Consider the following 17,051-nt stretch of genomic DNA (forward strand, 5'->3'; position numbering starts at 1 on the left):
CCTCATTCGTGTGCATAACCCCATAATTCTTTATGCATTCTTCACAAAAATTTCTCACTCAACAAAATAGTATATCAATAAAACCTCCACGTCAACCGCTTCATGTCGCCATCCAACGGCTCGAAAGATCGGTAATGACTTGCGTCGCAAAATTTTGAACCATCGTGTGCGACTGCTCGCCGGACATGCCTTTCAACGCAAGCGGCGGAACGAAAATAATCGGCAGTTCAGAGCCCTTGAAACGCAAATCCGAGGAGATGAACAACACGTGGGTAAACCCCGATGCCGTCGCCTGAACAGTAACTTGTTCGGCGAGCGCACGCCCTGCCTCCGCGTCGACATAACTGATTGTCGGGCTTAGCATCGTCCGGCCGGACAATTGGCGCTCGGTTTCAAGTGCCACCGCCTGGATGACTTCGTTTCCTTCGGCTTTGCGCACCATGTCCTCATCAAACGCCAGTTCGACGAGCGGGACGACGAGCGTATCGACGTATTGGCGTTCTGAGAGCGACTTCATCGCGTCTAGACCATCGAACCTCATCTTCCTCCTCCTCTCCATTAGACATACATCATTATGTTCATTGTAGCGTACCTACAATCGTTCCCTCTGCGAAACTTATGAACGAAATGTGAAATTATTGTGTATTCCTACGTCATTAATATACCAAAAAACAAGCGCTTACCATAACGGAAGCGCTTGTTTTTATTAAAATAATTTTGAGGCTCGGACTTGATGGAGCTGGCTCGTCAAGTTGCGGAACAATTTCTCGTCCCGTCGGTCGAGTGCCTTATCGATTTCGACGAGCAGACGCTCCTCCTCGAACTGGGCAACCGAGGCCCGAATGACCGTCTGGGCCGACGTCGTCACTTCGTCTTTCACTTCGGCGACGGGTTCGAACGGATTCAATTCCACGATATCAATCCACAGCTCATCAATCATCATGCCCTGAAAGTTCAACTCCACGTAGATGGCGCCGTCGTGGAGCCGGATGTCGTGATACGCCTTCTCGGGATTGACCGTGATGAGGTCACCCCGACGGTAACGGAACGGTTCGCCGTCAAATCCATACGCCGTCATGATCAAACTGCGTGGTGAGACCGAGGCGTTCGTGACGAAATGAACGTTCCCGAGTTTTTCTGGATGTCTGAGCCAGTAGTCGATAATCCACTTGGCTTCTCGTTTACGAAGCGTATGATGAGCGAGGAATCGCTTTAAAAATGTTCTTTTCCGCTCGACCATATGACCCCATCTCCTTTATATCGTTTAATCGTGATCCGTCAACCGTTCGAGCCGCTCTTCAAGTGCTTGGCGGTCATCGACATCGACAGTGAGCGCAAGCGTTTGCTCGAGCACTCGTTGCGCTTGGTCACGCTGTCCTTCTTCTATCAATAGTGTAGCCCATTCAATCGCAAATGACACGTCCTCTTTATAAACTTGCTCGATCGACCGGTATAACGTGACGGCCGTATCATAGTCTTCAAGTTCATAGGCCGCTTTCGCCTTGTACCATGTCATGAGCGGGGAAGTCGAATGTTCCTCGAGCGCATCGATCGTCTCGAGGACGGCCTCCATGTCCCCACCTTCGAACAAGACCGATAAGAGCAGCTCAGTCGCCTGAAGCGACTCCGGATTCAACGCGAGAGCCTCGCGCAATTCCGTGACCGCCTCATCTGTCCGACCTTGTTTCAAGAACAGTTTCGCTTTTACCGTGCGCAACTCATCGTTATAGTCGTCGCGGTCAATCCCTTGGCCAATCACCTCGAGCGCCTCATCGAAGCGGCCGAGTTCGTCGAGCGCTTCCGTGTAAGGCAGATAGAGCGACGTGAAGTCCGGGTCCATCGAGCGAAGCGACTCAAACTGTTTGACGGCAATTTCGTCACGGCCGATGCGGTGGGCCGTCATGGCGTGACCGAAAATCGTGTTCAAGTTGCGGTCTTCCGCCTTCTCATACTCATCGAGTGCCTCTTCGAAAGAGCCGATCATCGTGAGCGCCTCCGCGTAATCGGCCTGATAATCGAGTTCTTCCGGCAAGCGCAAGTGCGGCAGACGCGCGTACAGCGGGACCGCCTGTTCGAACGAGCCGATCGACGCGTACAACTCGGCCAATCCGTAGATGAGGAGCGGTTCGTCCGGGTTCGTCTCGAGCGCCTCCATCAGTTTCTTGACGGCGACCTCGTCCAACCCTTGTGATTGATATAAATCGGCGAGGAGGACGAGACTGCGCATATGCGCTTCCTTGTCCGTCGTATCGATTTTCTCGAGGACGGCAATCGCCTCTTCTTCCCGGTCACTGTCCAAGTAGGCCTCGGCGAGCGACAAGGCGACGTGCGGGTTGCCCGCATAATCGACATATAGCGCCGCGAGCAACTTGACGGCCCGATCGGCGAGGCCGAGTTCGAGGTAGAGATCGGCGATGGCCAACCGGTCCTCGTCCGACCCTTCCTTCTCGAGCGATTCGAGATGCATGAGGGCATGCTCCGTCTCACCTTTTTCAAGCATCTCAATGATATGGTTTAATTCTGTTTCGTCTAACATCGTCAAAATTCCTCCTAGCGGCTACTCGTATTGACGTTATTCTATCTCACGACCGAGTCGTTGTAAATCGTCACGGAAGCGCGGATAACTCACATCCGCTGCCTCGACGTCGTCAATCGTCACATGTTCCGTCGTCAATAAGTCCGCAATTTGGAGCATCATCGCCAAGCGATGATCTCCGTGCGAGGTGACGTGTCCCCCGTGCAAACGGCTCGGATAGACGTCAAAGCCGTCATCCGTCTCGCGAAGGTCGACACCGATCGCCTTCAATTCGCTCGCGACCGTCTGAATCCGGTCCGTCTCTTTTACGCGGAGCTCCCCCGCATCCCGGACCGACGATGGGCTCGATGCCTGCGACGCGACGAGGGCGAATAATGGCAACTCGTCGATTTGATGTGGGATGGCGGTCCCGTCCAACCGGATGCCATGGAGCGTGCTCGTCGACACGGTGACGTCCCCGACCGATTCTTCTCCGAGTGCGCGGACGTTCGTCACGTCAACGTGCGCCCCCATCCGTTCGAGCGTGCGCAAAAAGCCAATCCGTGTCTCGTTCAAACAGACGTCGGTCGTCGTGACGCGACTATCCGGGACGAGCGCGGCCCCGGCCCACCAAAAGGCGGCCGAGGACGGGTCAGCCGGTACGGCCACCGTCGCGCCTTCCAGGACGGACGGCGACAGCCGAATCGTCCGAACCCCCTCTTCCGAGGTGATGTCAATCTGCCCGTTGAACAGCGGCAGCATGCGTTCGGTATGATCCCTCGACAAGACCGGCTCGCGCACGATCGTCGGGCTGTCCGCACGGAGTCCAGCCAATAAGATGGCCGATTTCACTTGCGCGCTCGCGACAGGCAACGTGTAATCGATGCCCGTCAACGCCCTCCCGCGGATGTGGAGCGGAGCGACGTCACCTGCAAGGTCGGCTCCCATGGCGCGCAACGGTGCAGTGACGCGACGCATCGGTCGCTTCGAGAGCGAGGCGTCGCCGGTGAGCGTGAACGTACCGTCGTAGCCTGCAAGCAGTCCCGTCAAGAGACGCATCGTCGTGCCGGAGTTCCCGCAATCGAGTTCCGCCGACGTGAGCGACGGGCTGCCAGTGATGACGAGTCGTTCCGCTTGTTCATCGACTTGTGCGCCCAAACGACGGATCGCCTCGAGCGTCGACCGGCAATCCTCACCGAGGAGCGGGTCGTACACCGTCGTCTGTCCGTGCGCCACGGCCCCGAGCAATAACGCCCGGTGCGTGATCGACTTATCGCTCGGTACGCGTATCAATCCGTTCAATCCCATCTTAAAACCACCCTTTCAACTGATTGTACGCTTCGACGAGCCGCTCGGTCGTGACGCTCGTCACGGTCACTTCTTCACCGAGCAAGACGAAGCGAATCTGTCCAGTTCGATTCTTTTTATCGTGGCGCATCACCTCGAGATACGCCTCGAATGGCTGCCAGACGACCGGCGTGATTGCTTGTTGCTTCATGAAACCGGCGAGCGTTTCCGCGCGTGAGACGTCTCCGGCGACGAGGAAGGCGTACACCATTCCGTATAGGATGGCCTCCCCGTGCGCTAATCGGTACGCCTCGACCGACTCCAACGCATGGCCGAACGTATGACCAAAGTTCAGCCATGCCCTTACGCCGTGTTCCCGCTCATCGGTCTCGACGACCTGTCGTTTCACTTCAATCCCACGCGCGAGCCACGCCTCCCAATCGAGCGGTCCTTGCGCCAAGGCGGTGAACAGCTCGGTCTCGAACGAGTGCCCGAGGACGTATCGTGACAAGTAGGCATGTTTAATTAACTCGCCGAGCCCACTCATCACGTCACGGTCCGTCAACGTCTCGAGGCGGTCGACGTTATAGTGGACGCCCGCTGGCTGATAAAAGGCACCGATCGCGTTTTTGGCGAGCGGATGGTTGACCGCGACTTTTCCGCCGACGGCTGAATCGTGGGCGAGAACTGTCGTCGGCACTTGTATGTAATGCAGGCCGCGCATATAAACACTCGCCAAAAAGCCGGCCAAGTCGCCAATCATGCCGCCGCCAAAGGCGACGACGAGCGTGTCCCGGTCACAGCCAGACGTCAACCCGTCCGCGACGAGACGTTCAATCGTCGCGAGCGATTTCGATCCGTCGCCCGGACGGACGACCGACCAGACGATTGGACGCGCGCTTGCCTCGAGACGAGTCCGAAACGCCTTCCCGTGCAGGCGATCTACCGTCTCGTCCGTGATGACCCACACGGTCGAGCACGAGAAGTAAGGGACGCGGTCGAGCCAGGCGTCCCCTCGTTCAATTGTGACGTCGTATGGAGTCGAGGCGTTCACGTGAATCGTCACCACGTGCGAATCTCCTCGCGGTACGCGTCAACGCGCGCTTGGATGCGTCCGACCGTGTCATGTCCGAACGTCTCGCATAACTCACGGGCGATTTCAAACGCGACGACGGCCTCGACGACGAGTGAGGCGGCCGGGACGGCACAGGCGTCACTTCGCTCGATTTGGGCGAGGAACGGTTGTTTCGTATCGATATCAACGGATTGGAGCGGCTTGTAGAGCGTCGGAATCGGTTTCATCACAGCGGTACAGACAATCGGCATCCCGGTCGTCATCCCACCTTCGAAACCGCCGAGATGATTGCTCAGGCGTGTATAGCCGTCGGGACCATAAGCGATCGGGTCCATCACTTCCGACCCTGGTCGATACGCCATCTCGAAACCATCACCGAACGCGACGCCTTTGATGGCGTTGACACTCATGACGGCGCGAGCGATCGCCGCATCGAGTTTCCGGTCATATTGGACGTACGATCCGAGCCCCGGGATGACACCATGCACTTCCGTACAGACGACACCGCCGAGCGAGTCACCGGCGGCTTTCGCCTCATCGATTCGATGCATCATCGCCTGGCCTGCCGTCTCATCCATCGTCCGGACCGGTGACGCCTCGATCGTGGCGCGCAATGTGTCGAGCGACTCGTATGAGGCATCGGCCTCGACCCCGCCAATCACTTTGACATAGCTGACGAGCGACATCCCGACAGCAGCGAGCAGTTGTTTGCTGAGGGCGCCGACGGCGACCCGGGCGGCCGTCTCACGTGCGCTCGAGCGTTCGAGGACGTCCCGCAGGTCACGATGGTCGTATTTCAAGCCACCGACGAGGTCCGCATGTCCTGGTCGCGGGCGGACGACGCGGCGTTTGATTTCCACGTCCGCATCGACCGGTTCGGCCTGCATCACGTTCCGCCAATGAGTATGGTCCTTGTTCTCGATCCAGAACGAAATAGGGGCCCCTGTCGTCACCCCGTGACGAATGCCGGCCCTCACCTCGATTCGGTCTGATTCAATTTGCATGCGGCGGCCGCGGCCGTAGCCGGACTGCCGTTTCGCGAGTTCCGCATTGATGGCTTGCACATCGACCTCAAGCCCGGCCGGTACACCCTCGATGATGATTGAAAGTCCAGGCCCGTGCGATTCTCCTGCCGTCAAATAACGCATAACTGCCACCTCATTCTTCAAATTTTTCGTAGAAGAAGCTCTGCTTCATCTTGTAGCCGTATCGCTTCGGTTGAAAGATCTGCTCGGTCCCTCCGACGAAGAGGACACCGCCTGGTCGGAGCGATCGGTGGAACGATGTATACACTTTCTCTTTCGCTTCCTCGGTGAAATAAATCAAGACGTTACGACAGACGATTAAATCAAAATTCCGCTCGTACACGTCGGCCAGCAGATTATGTTTTTTGAACGTCACTAATTTTTTGATGTCCTCTGTGATGTAATAGTCGTCTCCACGGCGGGTGAAGTAACGCTGCCGAAACTCTGATGGCAAGTCGACGAGCGCCCGCTCATGATACTTGCCTTGTTTCGCTTTTTCGATCACCACGTCATCTAGGTCCGTCGCCGTGATTGTGAACTGTGCGGGTGACAAATGTTTCGATAACAGCATCGCCAACGAATACGGTTCTTCACCCGTCGAGCACGCCGCGCTCCAGACGCGCAACTTGCCCTGGCTCTTACGGATGAGTTCCGGCAAAATGTCCGTCTCTAGTTGCTGCCAACGGACCGGGTTCCGGTAAAATTCACTCACGTTGATGGTCATGCGATCTAAAAATTCATCGTATAAGCCCCGGTCCGACTCCATCGCTTTGAAGTATTCGATAAACGTGGCATACCCTTTCTTCTCGCGAAGTGCAATCATACGTCGCTTCATCTGGGCTTCTTTGTATAGGTTTAAGTCAATCCCCGACTTCATATAAAACTTTTTTACGAAGATGGCATAATCATTTATCACCAGTTCCAACCTCAATTCTTTCTCTTCTCCTAGATCATGTCGTGCCAAAACAAGCGAAAGCGCTTCAATCCCAATATAAAAAGGGACAGGAGGCCCCCGTCCCTTTTATCGTCATCAAACGTGTGATGCTTCAGTGGCGAACCAGAGTGACAATTCACGCTCTGCGCTCTCCACGCTATCTGAACCATGGATGACGTTTTGTGACATCGTCGAGGCCAAATCGCCACGAATTGTTCCAGGTTGTGCGTCCAACGGGTTCGTCTTCCCGATCATCAATCGAGAGACGGCGACGATATTTTCGCCTTCCCACTCCATCGCTACAACAGGACCAGACGTTAAGAATTCGACAAGTTCTCCAAAGAACGGCTTTTCCTTATGTTCCGCATAATGCGATTGTGCGACTTCAACCGATGGCGTCAATAGCTCAAGACGGTTCAACGTATATCCTTTCGTTTCGAAGCGCGAGATGATTTCCCCAATCAGACCGCGTTTCACTCCATCCGGTTTTACCATTAAAAATGTTTTTTCCATTCCCCTAATCCCCCTAAATCAATATGTGTACCATGTACTTTATTAGTTTACACGGTCATCTTGATTATTGAAAGGGTTTACAAGGTGGTTGTTACCATTTTCGTTTCCCGATATACTCGGCGATTTCAATGAGCGAGCGCTTGTCCGGTACGTCCGGCAAGCCATCGAGACGTTGAATCGCCCGGTTCACGTACCGGTCGATTGTTCGTTGGCTTCGCTCGAGCGTCCCGTTGCGCTGCACTTCACGAACGAGCGTATGGGTCGTCGCGTAATCGGACGACTGGTTGACTTGCTGCAACCGACCAAAGAATTCAGGGTCTTCCGCTGAATAGAAGAGCGGCAACGTTTTATGGCCGTGCTTCAAATCTTCTCCGACCGGCTTTCCAAGCTGAAAACTTTTCGCGGTGAAATCGAGCAAATCATCCGTCATTTGGAACGCCATCCCGATGTCATAGCCGAACAGCCGCAGCTGTTTGACGACTTCGGGTGACGCCCCTGAGACGACGGCCCCGGCCGCACAACTCGTCTCAATCAAGAGCGCCGTCTTTCGGGCAATCCGATCGAGATATCGTTTCGGGGACTGGCCCCAGTCGTATTGGTCTTGGATCTGATTGATTTCACCGATACAAATCAGTTCCATCGTGTCTGCCATGATTTCCATCACGCGCGGCGAGTCGACCTCAGAGACGAGTCGAATCGCTTCGCCGAACAACGTATTCCCTGTATACATCGCGACCTGCTCATCGTAACGTTCCATGACGGTCGGTTTGCCCCGGCGAAGTGTGGCGTCATCGATGACGTCATCATGGACGAGCGAGGCCATATGAATCAGTTCAAGACTCGCCGCCACTTTCGTCAAGCGGATGTCTTTCGCTTGCCCGAAACCAGCGCTCAGCAATACGAACGCCGGACGGATCCGCTTCCCGCCCGCATCAAGCAGTTGCTTCGAGGCCGCCTCGATGACCGGGTGATCCGTATGGACCCGCGTCGACAAGAAGCGATCGATCTGCTCAATCTCTCGGTTCATGTGGCGATAAAGTCGCTTCAAAGACATCGGTCACCACTTCTTTCCTAGGTGCATGGCACACGCACCGCCGGAGAACGCCTTCACTTCGACTTGTTCGAAGCCTGCCGTCTCGAACATGCGTTTTAGCGTCAACCGGTCCGGGAATTGGTCGGTCGACTCTTGGAGCCATTTGTATTGATCGTATGAGCCGGCGAACACTTTCCCGAATAACGGCATGACCGAGCCGAAATAGAAGCGATACAGTTCGCTGAACAGCGGTGCTGTCGGTTGGCTCGTCTCGAGACAGACGACCGTCCCGCCCGGTTTCAAGACCCGGTGCAGTTCACGGAGCACCGTCATGTAATCCGGTACGTTGCGAAGGCCGAAGCCGATTGTCACGTAGTCGAATGAGTGATCCCCGAACGGCAATGCCATCGCGTTACCATGGATGAGTTCGATCGTCGGATAATCGGCCACTTTCTCTTGGCCGACCGCGAGCATATTCTCGGAAAAATCAAGACCTTTGACGACACCGGTATTACCAGCCGCCTCGGCGAGTTGAATCGTCCAGTCGGCCGTCCCGCAGCAGACGTCGAGACATTTCGCGCCCGGGAACACTTGCATGCGACGCATCGTCGCTTTGCGCCACCATTTATGCAAACGGAAACTGATGATCGAGTTCATCGTATCGTAGCTCGGTGAGATTGATTGAAACACGTCATATACTTTTTGCTCTTTTTCTTTCGGTTGCAATACGTAACATCCTTTCCGTTCTAAGCGACAGCGTGCGCCAGGAGCGTCGTTAGCTGTTCTCGTTGATCTTGGCGCAGTACTGTCGCCTTTCGTTCGATGATCGTTTTTCCGTATGTGGTCAAGTAGGACCGACCTATCACCTCAGAAAACGTTTTAATCAATCCGAAGTTCGCTTCCATCCAAGTCGTGACGGATACGTCCGCATCAAGCGCGAGCGTACATTTCGCCCCATTGACAAGCTGGACCGACCGACCGAAGCGATTGCTATAGTCGGCAGGAAACAGTGCCAATATTTTATAAAATTGAGCCGAGGCGAAATCGCCGGCGAGCACTTTGAGTTGCCGCTCGAGCGAGCCGTTCGGGCACTCCTTTACTTGATCGTGCAGTTCAAGTGCTTGATGTGCAAAATACGTCGCAAGCACGAGCTGACGTTGTTGATTCGATTCGATTTCAATCATCTCGACCATCCAACGAAGTAAAGGCATGTCGACTACGGGTACAATCTCGTGTCTCGTCAAATACGGATGGTTCATGCGTTCTTCGATTTGACGAGCAAGGTCGGTGACAACGGTTTCGTATGTCATCTGTTCCATGCTATCCCCCCTCGTCCTCTTCGTTGTCATTCTGACATAGTATAGCACATTTTTGTCACATTCACGCCATGTGAACTCGCTTTCCGACACAAAAAAAGCCGCCTTTCGGCGACTTATGTATTGCCCATTATTTGACCGCATCTTTAAGCGCTTTACCTGCTTTGAAGGCAGGAACTTTGCTTGCCGGGATTTCGATATCTTCTTTCGTACGTGGGTTGCGACCTTTACGGGCAGCGCGCTCACGAACTTCAAAAGTACCAAAACCGATCAATTGAATTTTATCACCGTTTTGGAGTGCTTCAGTGATAGATTCGAAAGTAGCTTCTACAACTTGTGTAGCTTCTTTTTTCGAAACATTTGCTTTCTCCGCAACTGCTTGGATCAATTCAGTTTTGTTCATCACGATTCACCTCCTCTCACTGAGAGTTTACGGGATTAATCATATCGTACAAACGTTGATATGACAACATTTTTTAAGCAATCGGCCTATATTCGACCCGCTCAGTCAATCAGTTGTTTAAAAACTCGACTTCACCTTGTTCATTAATCGTGTACCCTTGCGAATAAGCCGGAGCGAATGGGGAGTCATTATAGAGCAAATACCGAATGTCCTCACCGACTTTTGGCTCTACATCCGTGTTCTCGAGGGCGGCTTCCAAGTCGGCACGGTAGTCGACAAATAATTGTCCGGTCCCGTCGACATAGATCGGCAACTCGTTTTCCGTGTACGGACTTGGGATACTTGGCTCTTCAGAGACGAAGACGAGATCATAATCAATCGTGAATTGATTCTTTCCGAGCGACCCGTCAAACGGGAACTTGCCTTCTTTGGCCCGGAACGCGTTAATATTCGTCTGTAACTGTTGCAAGCTTTCTGACACACGTAAATCAATGAGTTTGACCTTCGGCTCCGTCTCGGCGTCCACGAGGACGTACAAGAACAGACCGCCTCCTTCGAAGCTGTTTGCCGGCGGGTCGGCTAAATAACCGGGGACGAGCCGGGCGAACTCGATCGGATAACGTTCCATGAGTGGCGTCTCGGCCGGCCTTGTTTTAATCGGCAACACCCCGGTCGTCTCCTTGAACGAGTCGACGGCCGTCTGTACCGACTTCAGTTGGTCTTCATACGGGACGTTATCGACCCGGTTCGAATCTGGGAACATACATCCACTGAGCACGGTCGCCGCCAATAGACTCGCGACCAAAAAAATCCGTTTCACGTCTTATCCTCCTGTCGGTCCTGAAGCGACCACATAAATCATGATGATCGTCCCAAATAAAAATATGACGAATGCGATGACGCGGACGAGTGCCGCGAACCATCCCGTTAGTTTCGTATGGCTGACTGCCACCATGAGCGCGGCGATGGCAAACGCCCCGATGCCCGCAAATGAAATCCACATCTTGATCAGTGACGGTGTCACGTCTATCCCCTCGACTTTCTCTTTAAATCTAGCTCCGTACATTAGTGTAGCAAAAAAAACAAAGGAACTGAACGAAAACGTCAGTCCCTTTGCTCTACGTCGCCTTCGAAATGGAACACTTCTTCCATTTCATGCTTCTGCGGGCGTCTCATTAACTTTTGTACTTCATCGTGTGGGCTCTTACCTTCGAATAACACGTTGTAGAGGGCCTCTGTGATCGGCATCTCGACACCGGCTTCCCGAGCGAGCGTATGCGCCGCCTCACAGGCACGCACTCCTTCCACGACCATGCCCATTTGACCGAGTACATCCTCGAGCTTCTCGCCGCGACCGATCGCGTTCCCGGCACGCCAGTTACGGCTATGCTGAGACGTGGCCGTGACAATCAAATCGCCGATTCCCGTCAAGCCGGAGAACGACGCCGGGTTGGCACCGAGTTTGACCCCGAGCCGGGCGATCTCGACGATCCCGCGTGTCATGAGGGCCGCTTTGGCGTTATCGCCATAGCCGAGCCCATCCGTCATTCCTGCGGCGAGCGCGATGATGTTTTTAAGTGCGCCCCCGTACTCCGCCCCGATGACGTCCGAATTCAAATAGACCCGGAACTGATCGTTCGTGAGCAACTCTTGAATCTCATCGGCCACGTCCAAGTCCTCGCAAGCGATTGTGATGGTCGTCAATTTACGGACGGCCACTTCCTCGGCATGCGTCGGTCCCGTCAAGACACCGATGGCCCGACGTTTCGACGGGTCGATTTCTTCGGCGATAATCTCCGACAGACGTTTATGCGTCTTCGGTTCGATTCCTTTGGCGGCATGCACGATGACCGCCGGTTTCGTAAGGAGCGCGTTCAACTCACGCGACACCGGACGAATCGCCGAACTCGGGACGACGAGGAATACGATGGAACGATCTTTGACCGCTTCCGCCAAGTCTGTCGTCGCCCGAATCGAAGTCGGCAACGGTGCGTCTTTCAAATAGGTCGCGTTCGTGTGGGCCGTGTTGATTTCATGAACGTGGTCTTCCTCACGTCCATATAGTAGAACATCATGTCCGTTGTCAGCGAGGACGAGCGATATCGCCGTTCCCCAGCTCCCTGCGCCGATGACAGCTACTTTTGCCATAGGAGGCACCCCCATTACTAGTTTTTCTGACGAGCCACGATATGAATCGGTGTACCAGTAAAGTCAAATGCGCGGCGAATCTGGTTATCTAGATAACGTTTGTATGAGAAGTGAAGCAACTCTGGATCGTTGACGAACAACACGAACGTCGGCGGCTCGATGGCCACTTGCGTCGCGTAGTTGATCTTGAGTCGTTGTCCTTTGTCCGTCGGTGTCGGGTTCATCGCGACTGCGTCGACGATGACGTCGTTCAAGACGCTCGTCGAGATGCGACGGCGATGTGAATCAGCCACTTCTTTGACGACCGGCAGAAGTGTCTGCAATCGTTTCGACGTGAGCGCCGACAAGAAGACGATCGGTGCATAGTCAAGGAACAAGAATTCTTTACGAATCTTCTCTTCCATTTTCTTCATCGTTTTATCGTCTTTGTCGACGGCGTCCCATTTGTTGACGACGAGAACGATGGCTTTCCCCGCTTCGTGGGCGAGTCCGGCAACACGTTTGTCTTGCTCGATGATGCCTTCTTCACCGTCGATGACGACGAGAACGACGTTCGAGCGTTCAATCGCTTTTTGGGCACGCATGACGCTGTAGCGCTCGGTAGATTCATACACTTTCCCACGCTTGCGCATCCCTGCCGTATCGATGATGACGTATTCTTGCCCATCCCGTGTGAACGGTGTATCGATGGCATCACGAGTCGTCCCCGCGATGTCCGAGACGATGACGCGTTCTTCACCGAGAATCGCGTTCGTCAAGCTCGATTTCCCAACGTTCGGACGTCCGATGAGCGAGAACTGGATGACTTCTTCATTGTACTCATAGTCGTCTTTGTCTGGAGCCATGTCGAGCACTTTGTCGAGCAAGTCCCCGAGACCGAGACCGTGCGTCCCTGAAATCGGGAACGGATCGCCGAATCCGAGTGAATAGAACTCATACATGAGTTCGCGCATCTCGAAGTTGTCGACTTTGTTGACGGCGAGGACGACCGGTTTGTTCGAACGGAACAACAAGTTCGCCACTTCTTCGTCTGCTGCTGTAATGCCTTCGCGTCCGTTCACCATGAAGACGATGACGTCCGCCTCATCGATCGCAAGCTCGGCCTGATGCCGCATTTGCACGAGGAGCGGCTCATCACCGACCTCGATTCCACCTGTGTCGATTAAATGAAACTTACGGTTCAACCACTCACCCGTCCCATAAATGCGGTCGCGTGTTACACCGGGCTTATCATCGACGATCGACACGCGATCTCCGATAATCCGGTTAAAAATCGTGGATTTCCCAATATTCGGGCGGCCTACGATGGCCACTGCTGGAATTCCCATATAAACACCTCTCTAACTTTCATTCAATAAGTCTATCGTTTCTAATTGCAACTGTACTATCATATCACAGGCGAATTTCTGTGACCATACAAAAAGAAGCGGGAGTCTGGCTCCCGCTTGAACGATCGTCTTATTTAGAATCGTCCGAGGCCTCGTCACCTGTCAATTCAGAGACAGAGAAACCTCCTTGGTCGCTATACTCGTCAAGCAACGATTGATCCGCGTCGCCACGTGATGAATCGCTCGACTCGAGCGCACGCATCGACAACGAGATTTTCTTCTCGTCAAGATGGACGTCGAGTACTTTGACGGTTACTTCTTGGCCTTCTGACAAGACTTCAGATGGTGTCGCGATGTGTCGGTTCGCAATTTGCGAGATATGGAGCAAACCTTCAACTTGTGGTGCGACTTCGACGAACGCACCGAACGTGACGAGACGTTTGACTTTCCCTTCAATCACGTCACCTGGCTGAATTTTACCTTCTACCGATTCCCACGGTCCAGGCTGCGTCTCTTTAATCGACAACTTCACTTTCTCGTTGTCGAGGTCAAGTCCAAGCACTTTCACTTTGACTTTATCTCCTTCAGTCACAACATCGCTCGGTTTCTCAACCCGGCTATGCGCCATTTCCGAAATGTGGACGAGGCCATCGACACCGCCGATATCGACGAACGCACCGAAATCTGTGAGACGTTGAACCGTCCCTTCGATGATTTGACCGACTTCCAGTGATTCGAGCGTTTCCGCTTTTTTGGCGCTCATTTCCGCTTCGGCAACCGCTTTATGCGACAAGATGACGCGATTTTTCTCGCGGTCGATCTCGACGACTTTAACCGTAATCGGTTTGTTCAAGTAGGATGAGAAGTCTTCGACGAAATGGTTCTCTACGAGCGAAGCCGGGATAAATCCACGGATGCCGATGTCAACGACAAGACCACCTTTGACCTTGTCTTTTACCATGACTTCGAACACTTCGCCGGATTCGAATTTCTCGACGATTTGATCCCAAGCTGCCTCGGCATCAACGTCTTTCTTCGAAACGACCACCTCTTCGTCCGTGACCTTTTTCACTTTGACACGGATTTCGTCGTTAACATGGAGTGATTCGTTTAAATCGTCTAAATGCATGCTTGATACTTCGCTGATTGGTAAAATTGCCTCGGTTTTATAACCGATATCGATCAACGCTTGCTTGTCCTCGATTTTGACGACAGTACCGGTCACAATTTGACCTCGATTGATTTCAAAATCAGGCATATCTTTCATTTCTTCGACCATTCCAACACTACCCCCTCACGATGAGTACAAAAAGGAGCGCCCTAAGGCGCTTACACCTAGTATAAACTTCTTATAATTCGAAAGATTTGTCAAGGTGTTATCAGGTTAGTTCCTCTCCTGGCGCGAGATTAAACCTGAAATTAACGAACGTTCCGTGAATGCTGCATGTACAAGTCACCGATTGTCGTCATAATCAAGTCGGCCGCGATTTGGGCGCTCGCCTTGTCCGCTTTCAAGCCGCTCATGTCGATCGGTTGGCCGATGACGACCTTTAACTTCGATCGGAACTTATACGTCCCGATAATCGCCACCGGAAGTACCGACGCGTCCGAACGGAGCGCGAAGAACCCGACGCCTGCTTGGGCTTTGCCGAGCGTACCGTCTTTTGACCGCGTTCCTTCCGGGAAAATCGAGATGACCTCGTCTTCCTTCAATTTTTGCAAGACGACTCGGAGTGCTTGTCGGTCTCCTTCCCCGCGTGACACAGGAATCTGTCCAGCCCGATTCAAAATGTGTTTCAATACCGGCACGTCGAACAACTCTTTTTTCGCGAAGAAACGAAGCTGGCGCTGTTTCGGCATCGCCCCGGCGAGCATGACCGGGTCCCAGTTCGATTGATGGTTCGAACAGACGATCATCGAACCGTCGAGCGGGACGTTTTCGCGCCCAATATACTCGACGCGGAAGCTCAATCTGCGGATGATATTGACGACACCTACCGCAAGACGATACATGCCGAACGGTCCATTGTTGAGCGGTTTCATCGTTCAATCACCTGCTTCATCAAGTGCTCGATTGCCTCGACGACGCCGTCAATCGACAGCTCGGTCGTATCGAGATAATGCGCATCGTCGGCCTGACGAAGCGGGGCGACCTCACGCTCGGAATCGCGTTTGTCGCGCAAGGCGATCTCGAGCTGTAATTGTTCGAGGTCGCTCGGCAATCCTTTCGATACGTTCTCTTCGTGGCGGCGGCGGGCCCGTTCTTCGACCGTCGCCGTCATGAACACTTTCAAGTCGGCGCCTGGTAAGACGTGCGTGCCGATATCGCGGCCGTCCATGACGATTCCGCCTTTACTGGCGAGGTCACGCTGTAAATCCATAAGGGCAGCCCGTACTTCCGGCTGGCGTGCGACGAAGCTGACGTTGTTCGTCACTTCGCTCGTCCGGATGACATCGGTCACTTCTTCCGTGCCATCGTACACGCGTTGACCGTTTTCGGACGGGACGAGACGTAAATCCATCTTGTCGATCATCTCAGCGAGCATCGGACCGTCTTCGAGACCGACGCCGTCTTGAAGCGCGCGATACGTGACGGCGCGATAAATCGCACCCGTATCGATATAGACGTACCCTAGTTTTTTAGCGAGCGTTTTCGCGATCGTGCTCTTGCCGGCCCCAGCCGGCCCATCTAATGCGATTTGTAATGGTTTATTCATAAAAATTGGGTATCGGCTCATCCCGATACCCGCCTCCTCTCGGTCATTTGTTCCGAGAACATCATACCAGTTTTTTAGCGTGAAGAAAATACGGAGCCGGTCCGTTTTCTCGCTTCGAGCTGGGCTCGGAAGCAATAACGTAAAATCGTCTCCTGGTCCCGGTGTGATAACTCTTCAAAGCAAAGCGACAACTCTTGTTTGGCCGTCTGTTCATGGATGCGGACGAGGCGGCTCTTGACGCGGAACGTTTGCGGAATACCTCGGTCGTCATCGATATGGAACGAGACAATCATCGTCTCGTCGACAGCGACCGGGGCTCGATTGGCGATGATGCGCATTCCCCCGGCCGAGACGTCGAGTGATGTCGACTCGAACGATTGGAACGCTTGGCCGTCTTCCGCAGACACGGTCACGTGAATCATCTCTGGCACCCGTAAATATTCACGGCGCTGGACTCGTTTGATTTTCTTCTCATCCGGCACTGGGAACGCATAGCGAAGCGTCAACTGCGCATCGCTCACGCGTCTCGACACGACGGTATCAAAGGCGTACAGTTGCTCTTCTCCTTTAAAGAAATAAACACGCATCGATTCGTCTTCGTGCAAGAAGAACGTCTTTAACGTATCCGTTTCACTCGGGGACTCGATCCAGACGACTTGATCGTTAATGGCTGCGATCTTCGTCTTTCCTTCTTTTCTCCCTTCGACTTCCACCCGTAACTCTTGACCTACTTTTAACATGAAACGATTCCCCTTTA

20 protein-coding genes are annotated in these 17,051 nt (G+C 53.7%); all 20 read right to left on the reverse strand.

What is annotated here, in order from left to right; genetic code table 11:
• Positions 1 to 100: 100 nt before the first annotated feature.
• The 20 genes from ACZ2GZ_RS08840 to ACZ2GZ_RS08935 all read right to left on the reverse strand — a co-directional run bounded on the left by ACZ2GZ_RS08840 (position 101) and on the right by ACZ2GZ_RS08935 (position 17,034).
• Entirely contained in the window at positions 101 to 541 is a 441-nt protein-coding gene (locus ACZ2GZ_RS08840; RefSeq protein ID WP_021067207.1) for a DUF2487 family protein, read from the reverse strand.
• Positions 542 to 706: 165 nt separating this feature from the next.
• Positions 707 to 1,240, reverse strand: coding sequence for a ReoY family proteolytic degradation factor (locus tag ACZ2GZ_RS08845; RefSeq protein ID WP_021067206.1), 534 nt, complete (start codon positions 1,238 to 1,240; stop codon positions 707 to 709).
• A 24-nt stretch (positions 1,241 to 1,264) separates the two neighbouring features.
• Positions 1,265 to 2,536, reverse strand: coding sequence for a tetratricopeptide repeat protein (locus tag ACZ2GZ_RS08850; RefSeq protein ID WP_021067205.1), 1,272 nt, complete (start codon positions 2,534 to 2,536; stop codon positions 1,265 to 1,267).
• 36 nt (positions 2,537 to 2,572) lie between these two features.
• Positions 2,573 to 3,823 (reverse strand): 3-phosphoshikimate 1-carboxyvinyltransferase, encoded by a 1,251-nt coding sequence (aroA, locus tag ACZ2GZ_RS08855; RefSeq protein ID WP_470295186.1) that lies wholly within the window; start codon positions 3,821 to 3,823, stop codon positions 2,573 to 2,575.
• 1 nt (position 3,824) lies between these two features.
• Complete coding sequence (locus ACZ2GZ_RS08860) at positions 3,825 to 4,871, reverse strand: 3-dehydroquinate synthase (RefSeq protein ID WP_214713767.1); 1,047 nt, start codon at positions 4,869 to 4,871, stop codon at positions 3,825 to 3,827.
• A complete protein-coding gene (aroC, locus tag ACZ2GZ_RS08865; RefSeq protein WP_214713769.1) occupies positions 4,865 to 6,025 on the reverse strand; it encodes a chorismate synthase in 1,161 nt (386 codons plus the stop codon). The genes ACZ2GZ_RS08860 and aroC overlap by 7 nt, the downstream gene beginning before the upstream one ends.
• Before the next feature lie 10 nt (positions 6,026 to 6,035).
• A complete protein-coding gene (locus tag ACZ2GZ_RS08870) occupies positions 6,036 to 6,815 on the reverse strand; it encodes a CheR family methyltransferase (protein ID WP_029595663.1) in 780 nt (259 codons plus the stop codon).
• Positions 6,816 to 6,932: 117 nt separating this feature from the next.
• Positions 6,933 to 7,349: a nucleoside-diphosphate kinase gene (gene ndk, locus ACZ2GZ_RS08875; RefSeq protein WP_021067200.1), complete on the reverse strand. Its 417-nt coding sequence runs from the start codon at positions 7,347 to 7,349 to the stop codon at positions 6,933 to 6,935.
• Between the two features lie 91 nt (positions 7,350 to 7,440).
• Complete coding sequence (locus ACZ2GZ_RS08880) at positions 7,441 to 8,403, reverse strand: polyprenyl synthetase family protein (RefSeq protein WP_021067199.1); 963 nt, start codon at positions 8,401 to 8,403, stop codon at positions 7,441 to 7,443.
• A 3-nt stretch (positions 8,404 to 8,406) separates the two neighbouring features.
• Positions 8,407 to 9,108 carry a demethylmenaquinone methyltransferase gene (locus ACZ2GZ_RS08885; protein ID WP_021067198.1) on the reverse strand — a complete coding sequence of 234 codons (702 nt, stop codon included), beginning with the start codon at positions 9,106 to 9,108 and terminating at the stop codon, positions 8,407 to 8,409.
• Between the two features lie 20 nt (positions 9,109 to 9,128).
• Positions 9,129 to 9,701 (reverse strand): heptaprenyl diphosphate synthase component 1, encoded by a 573-nt coding sequence (locus ACZ2GZ_RS08890; RefSeq protein ID WP_029595665.1) that lies wholly within the window; start codon positions 9,699 to 9,701, stop codon positions 9,129 to 9,131.
• Between the two features lie 127 nt (positions 9,702 to 9,828).
• Positions 9,829 to 10,101, reverse strand: coding sequence for an HU family DNA-binding protein (locus ACZ2GZ_RS08895; protein ID WP_021067196.1), 273 nt, complete (start codon positions 10,099 to 10,101; stop codon positions 9,829 to 9,831).
• A 109-nt stretch (positions 10,102 to 10,210) separates the two neighbouring features.
• Positions 10,211 to 10,921: a hypothetical protein gene (locus tag ACZ2GZ_RS08900; protein ID WP_021067195.1), complete on the reverse strand. Its 711-nt coding sequence runs from the start codon at positions 10,919 to 10,921 to the stop codon at positions 10,211 to 10,213.
• 3 nt (positions 10,922 to 10,924) lie between these two features.
• Positions 10,925 to 11,125, reverse strand: coding sequence for a DUF2768 family protein (locus ACZ2GZ_RS08905; protein WP_021067194.1), 201 nt, complete (start codon positions 11,123 to 11,125; stop codon positions 10,925 to 10,927).
• A gap of 80 nt (positions 11,126 to 11,205) precedes the next feature.
• Positions 11,206 to 12,249 carry an NAD(P)H-dependent glycerol-3-phosphate dehydrogenase gene (locus ACZ2GZ_RS08910; RefSeq protein ID WP_021067193.1) on the reverse strand — a complete coding sequence of 348 codons (1,044 nt, stop codon included), beginning with the start codon at positions 12,247 to 12,249 and terminating at the stop codon, positions 11,206 to 11,208.
• Positions 12,250 to 12,266: 17 nt separating this feature from the next.
• Positions 12,267 to 13,577, reverse strand: coding sequence for a ribosome biogenesis GTPase Der (gene der, locus ACZ2GZ_RS08915; protein WP_021067192.1), 1,311 nt, complete (start codon positions 13,575 to 13,577; stop codon positions 12,267 to 12,269).
• A gap of 130 nt (positions 13,578 to 13,707) precedes the next feature.
• Positions 13,708 to 14,856 carry a 30S ribosomal protein S1 gene (gene rpsA / locus ACZ2GZ_RS08920; protein WP_021067191.1) on the reverse strand — a complete coding sequence of 383 codons (1,149 nt, stop codon included), beginning with the start codon at positions 14,854 to 14,856 and terminating at the stop codon, positions 13,708 to 13,710.
• A 140-nt stretch (positions 14,857 to 14,996) separates the two neighbouring features.
• Positions 14,997 to 15,620 (reverse strand): lysophospholipid acyltransferase family protein, encoded by a 624-nt coding sequence (locus tag ACZ2GZ_RS08925; protein WP_084158430.1) that lies wholly within the window; start codon positions 15,618 to 15,620, stop codon positions 14,997 to 14,999.
• Positions 15,617 to 16,294 carry a (d)CMP kinase gene (cmk, locus tag ACZ2GZ_RS08930; RefSeq protein WP_021067189.1) on the reverse strand — a complete coding sequence of 226 codons (678 nt, stop codon included), beginning with the start codon at positions 16,292 to 16,294 and terminating at the stop codon, positions 15,617 to 15,619. Before cmk ends, ACZ2GZ_RS08925 begins: the two co-directional genes overlap by 4 nt.
• A 74-nt stretch (positions 16,295 to 16,368) precedes the next feature.
• The gene (locus tag ACZ2GZ_RS08935; RefSeq protein ID WP_214713771.1) at positions 16,369 to 17,034 is read right to left on the reverse strand and encodes a flagellar brake protein; all 666 of its coding nucleotides are present in this window, start codon (positions 17,032 to 17,034) and stop codon (positions 16,369 to 16,371) included.
• Positions 17,035 to 17,051 lie beyond the last annotated feature (17 nt).

It is taken from the genome of Exiguobacterium sp. KKT215 (genome assembly GCF_055635335.1).

Bases quoted from the DNA above. Each gene is read 5' to 3' on its own strand.
- ACZ2GZ_RS08935 (WP_214713771.1), bottom strand. From the start codon at position 17,034: ATGTTAAAAGTAGGTCAAGAGTTACGGGTGGAAGTCGAAGGGAGAAAA.
- rpsA (WP_021067191.1), bottom strand. From the start codon at position 14,856: ATGGTCGAAGAAATGAAAGATATGCCTGATTTTGAAATCAATCGAGGT.
- ACZ2GZ_RS08845 (WP_021067206.1), bottom strand. From the start codon at position 1,240: ATGGTCGAGCGGAAAAGAACATTTTTAAAGCGATTCCTCGCTCATCAT.
- ACZ2GZ_RS08850 (WP_021067205.1), bottom strand. From the start codon at position 2,536: ATGTTAGACGAAACAGAATTAAACCATATCATTGAGATGCTTGAAAAA.
- ACZ2GZ_RS08910 (WP_021067193.1), bottom strand. From the start codon at position 12,249: ATGGCAAAAGTAGCTGTCATCGGCGCAGGGAGCTGGGGAACGGCGATA.
- aroC (WP_214713769.1), bottom strand. From the start codon at position 6,025: ATGCGTTATTTGACGGCAGGAGAATCGCACGGGCCTGGACTTTCAATC.
- aroA (WP_470295186.1), bottom strand. From the start codon at position 3,823: ATGGGATTGAACGGATTGATACGCGTACCGAGCGATAAGTCGATCACG.
- ACZ2GZ_RS08840 (WP_021067207.1), bottom strand. From the start codon at position 541: ATGAGGTTCGATGGTCTAGACGCGATGAAGTCGCTCTCAGAACGCCAA.
- ndk (WP_021067200.1), bottom strand. From the start codon at position 7,349: ATGGAAAAAACATTTTTAATGGTAAAACCGGATGGAGTGAAACGCGGT.
- ACZ2GZ_RS08880 (WP_021067199.1), bottom strand. From the start codon at position 8,403: ATGTCTTTGAAGCGACTTTATCGCCACATGAACCGAGAGATTGAGCAG.
- cmk (WP_021067189.1), bottom strand. From the start codon at position 16,294: ATGAATAAACCATTACAAATCGCATTAGATGGGCCGGCTGGGGCCGGC.
- ACZ2GZ_RS08895 (WP_021067196.1), bottom strand. From the start codon at position 10,101: ATGAACAAAACTGAATTGATCCAAGCAGTTGCGGAGAAAGCAAATGTT.
- ACZ2GZ_RS08925 (WP_084158430.1), bottom strand. From the start codon at position 15,620: ATGAAACCGCTCAACAATGGACCGTTCGGCATGTATCGTCTTGCGGTA.
- ACZ2GZ_RS08890 (WP_029595665.1), bottom strand. From the start codon at position 9,701: ATGGAACAGATGACATACGAAACCGTTGTCACCGACCTTGCTCGTCAA.
- der (WP_021067192.1), bottom strand. From the start codon at position 13,577: ATGGGAATTCCAGCAGTGGCCATCGTAGGCCGCCCGAATATTGGGAAA.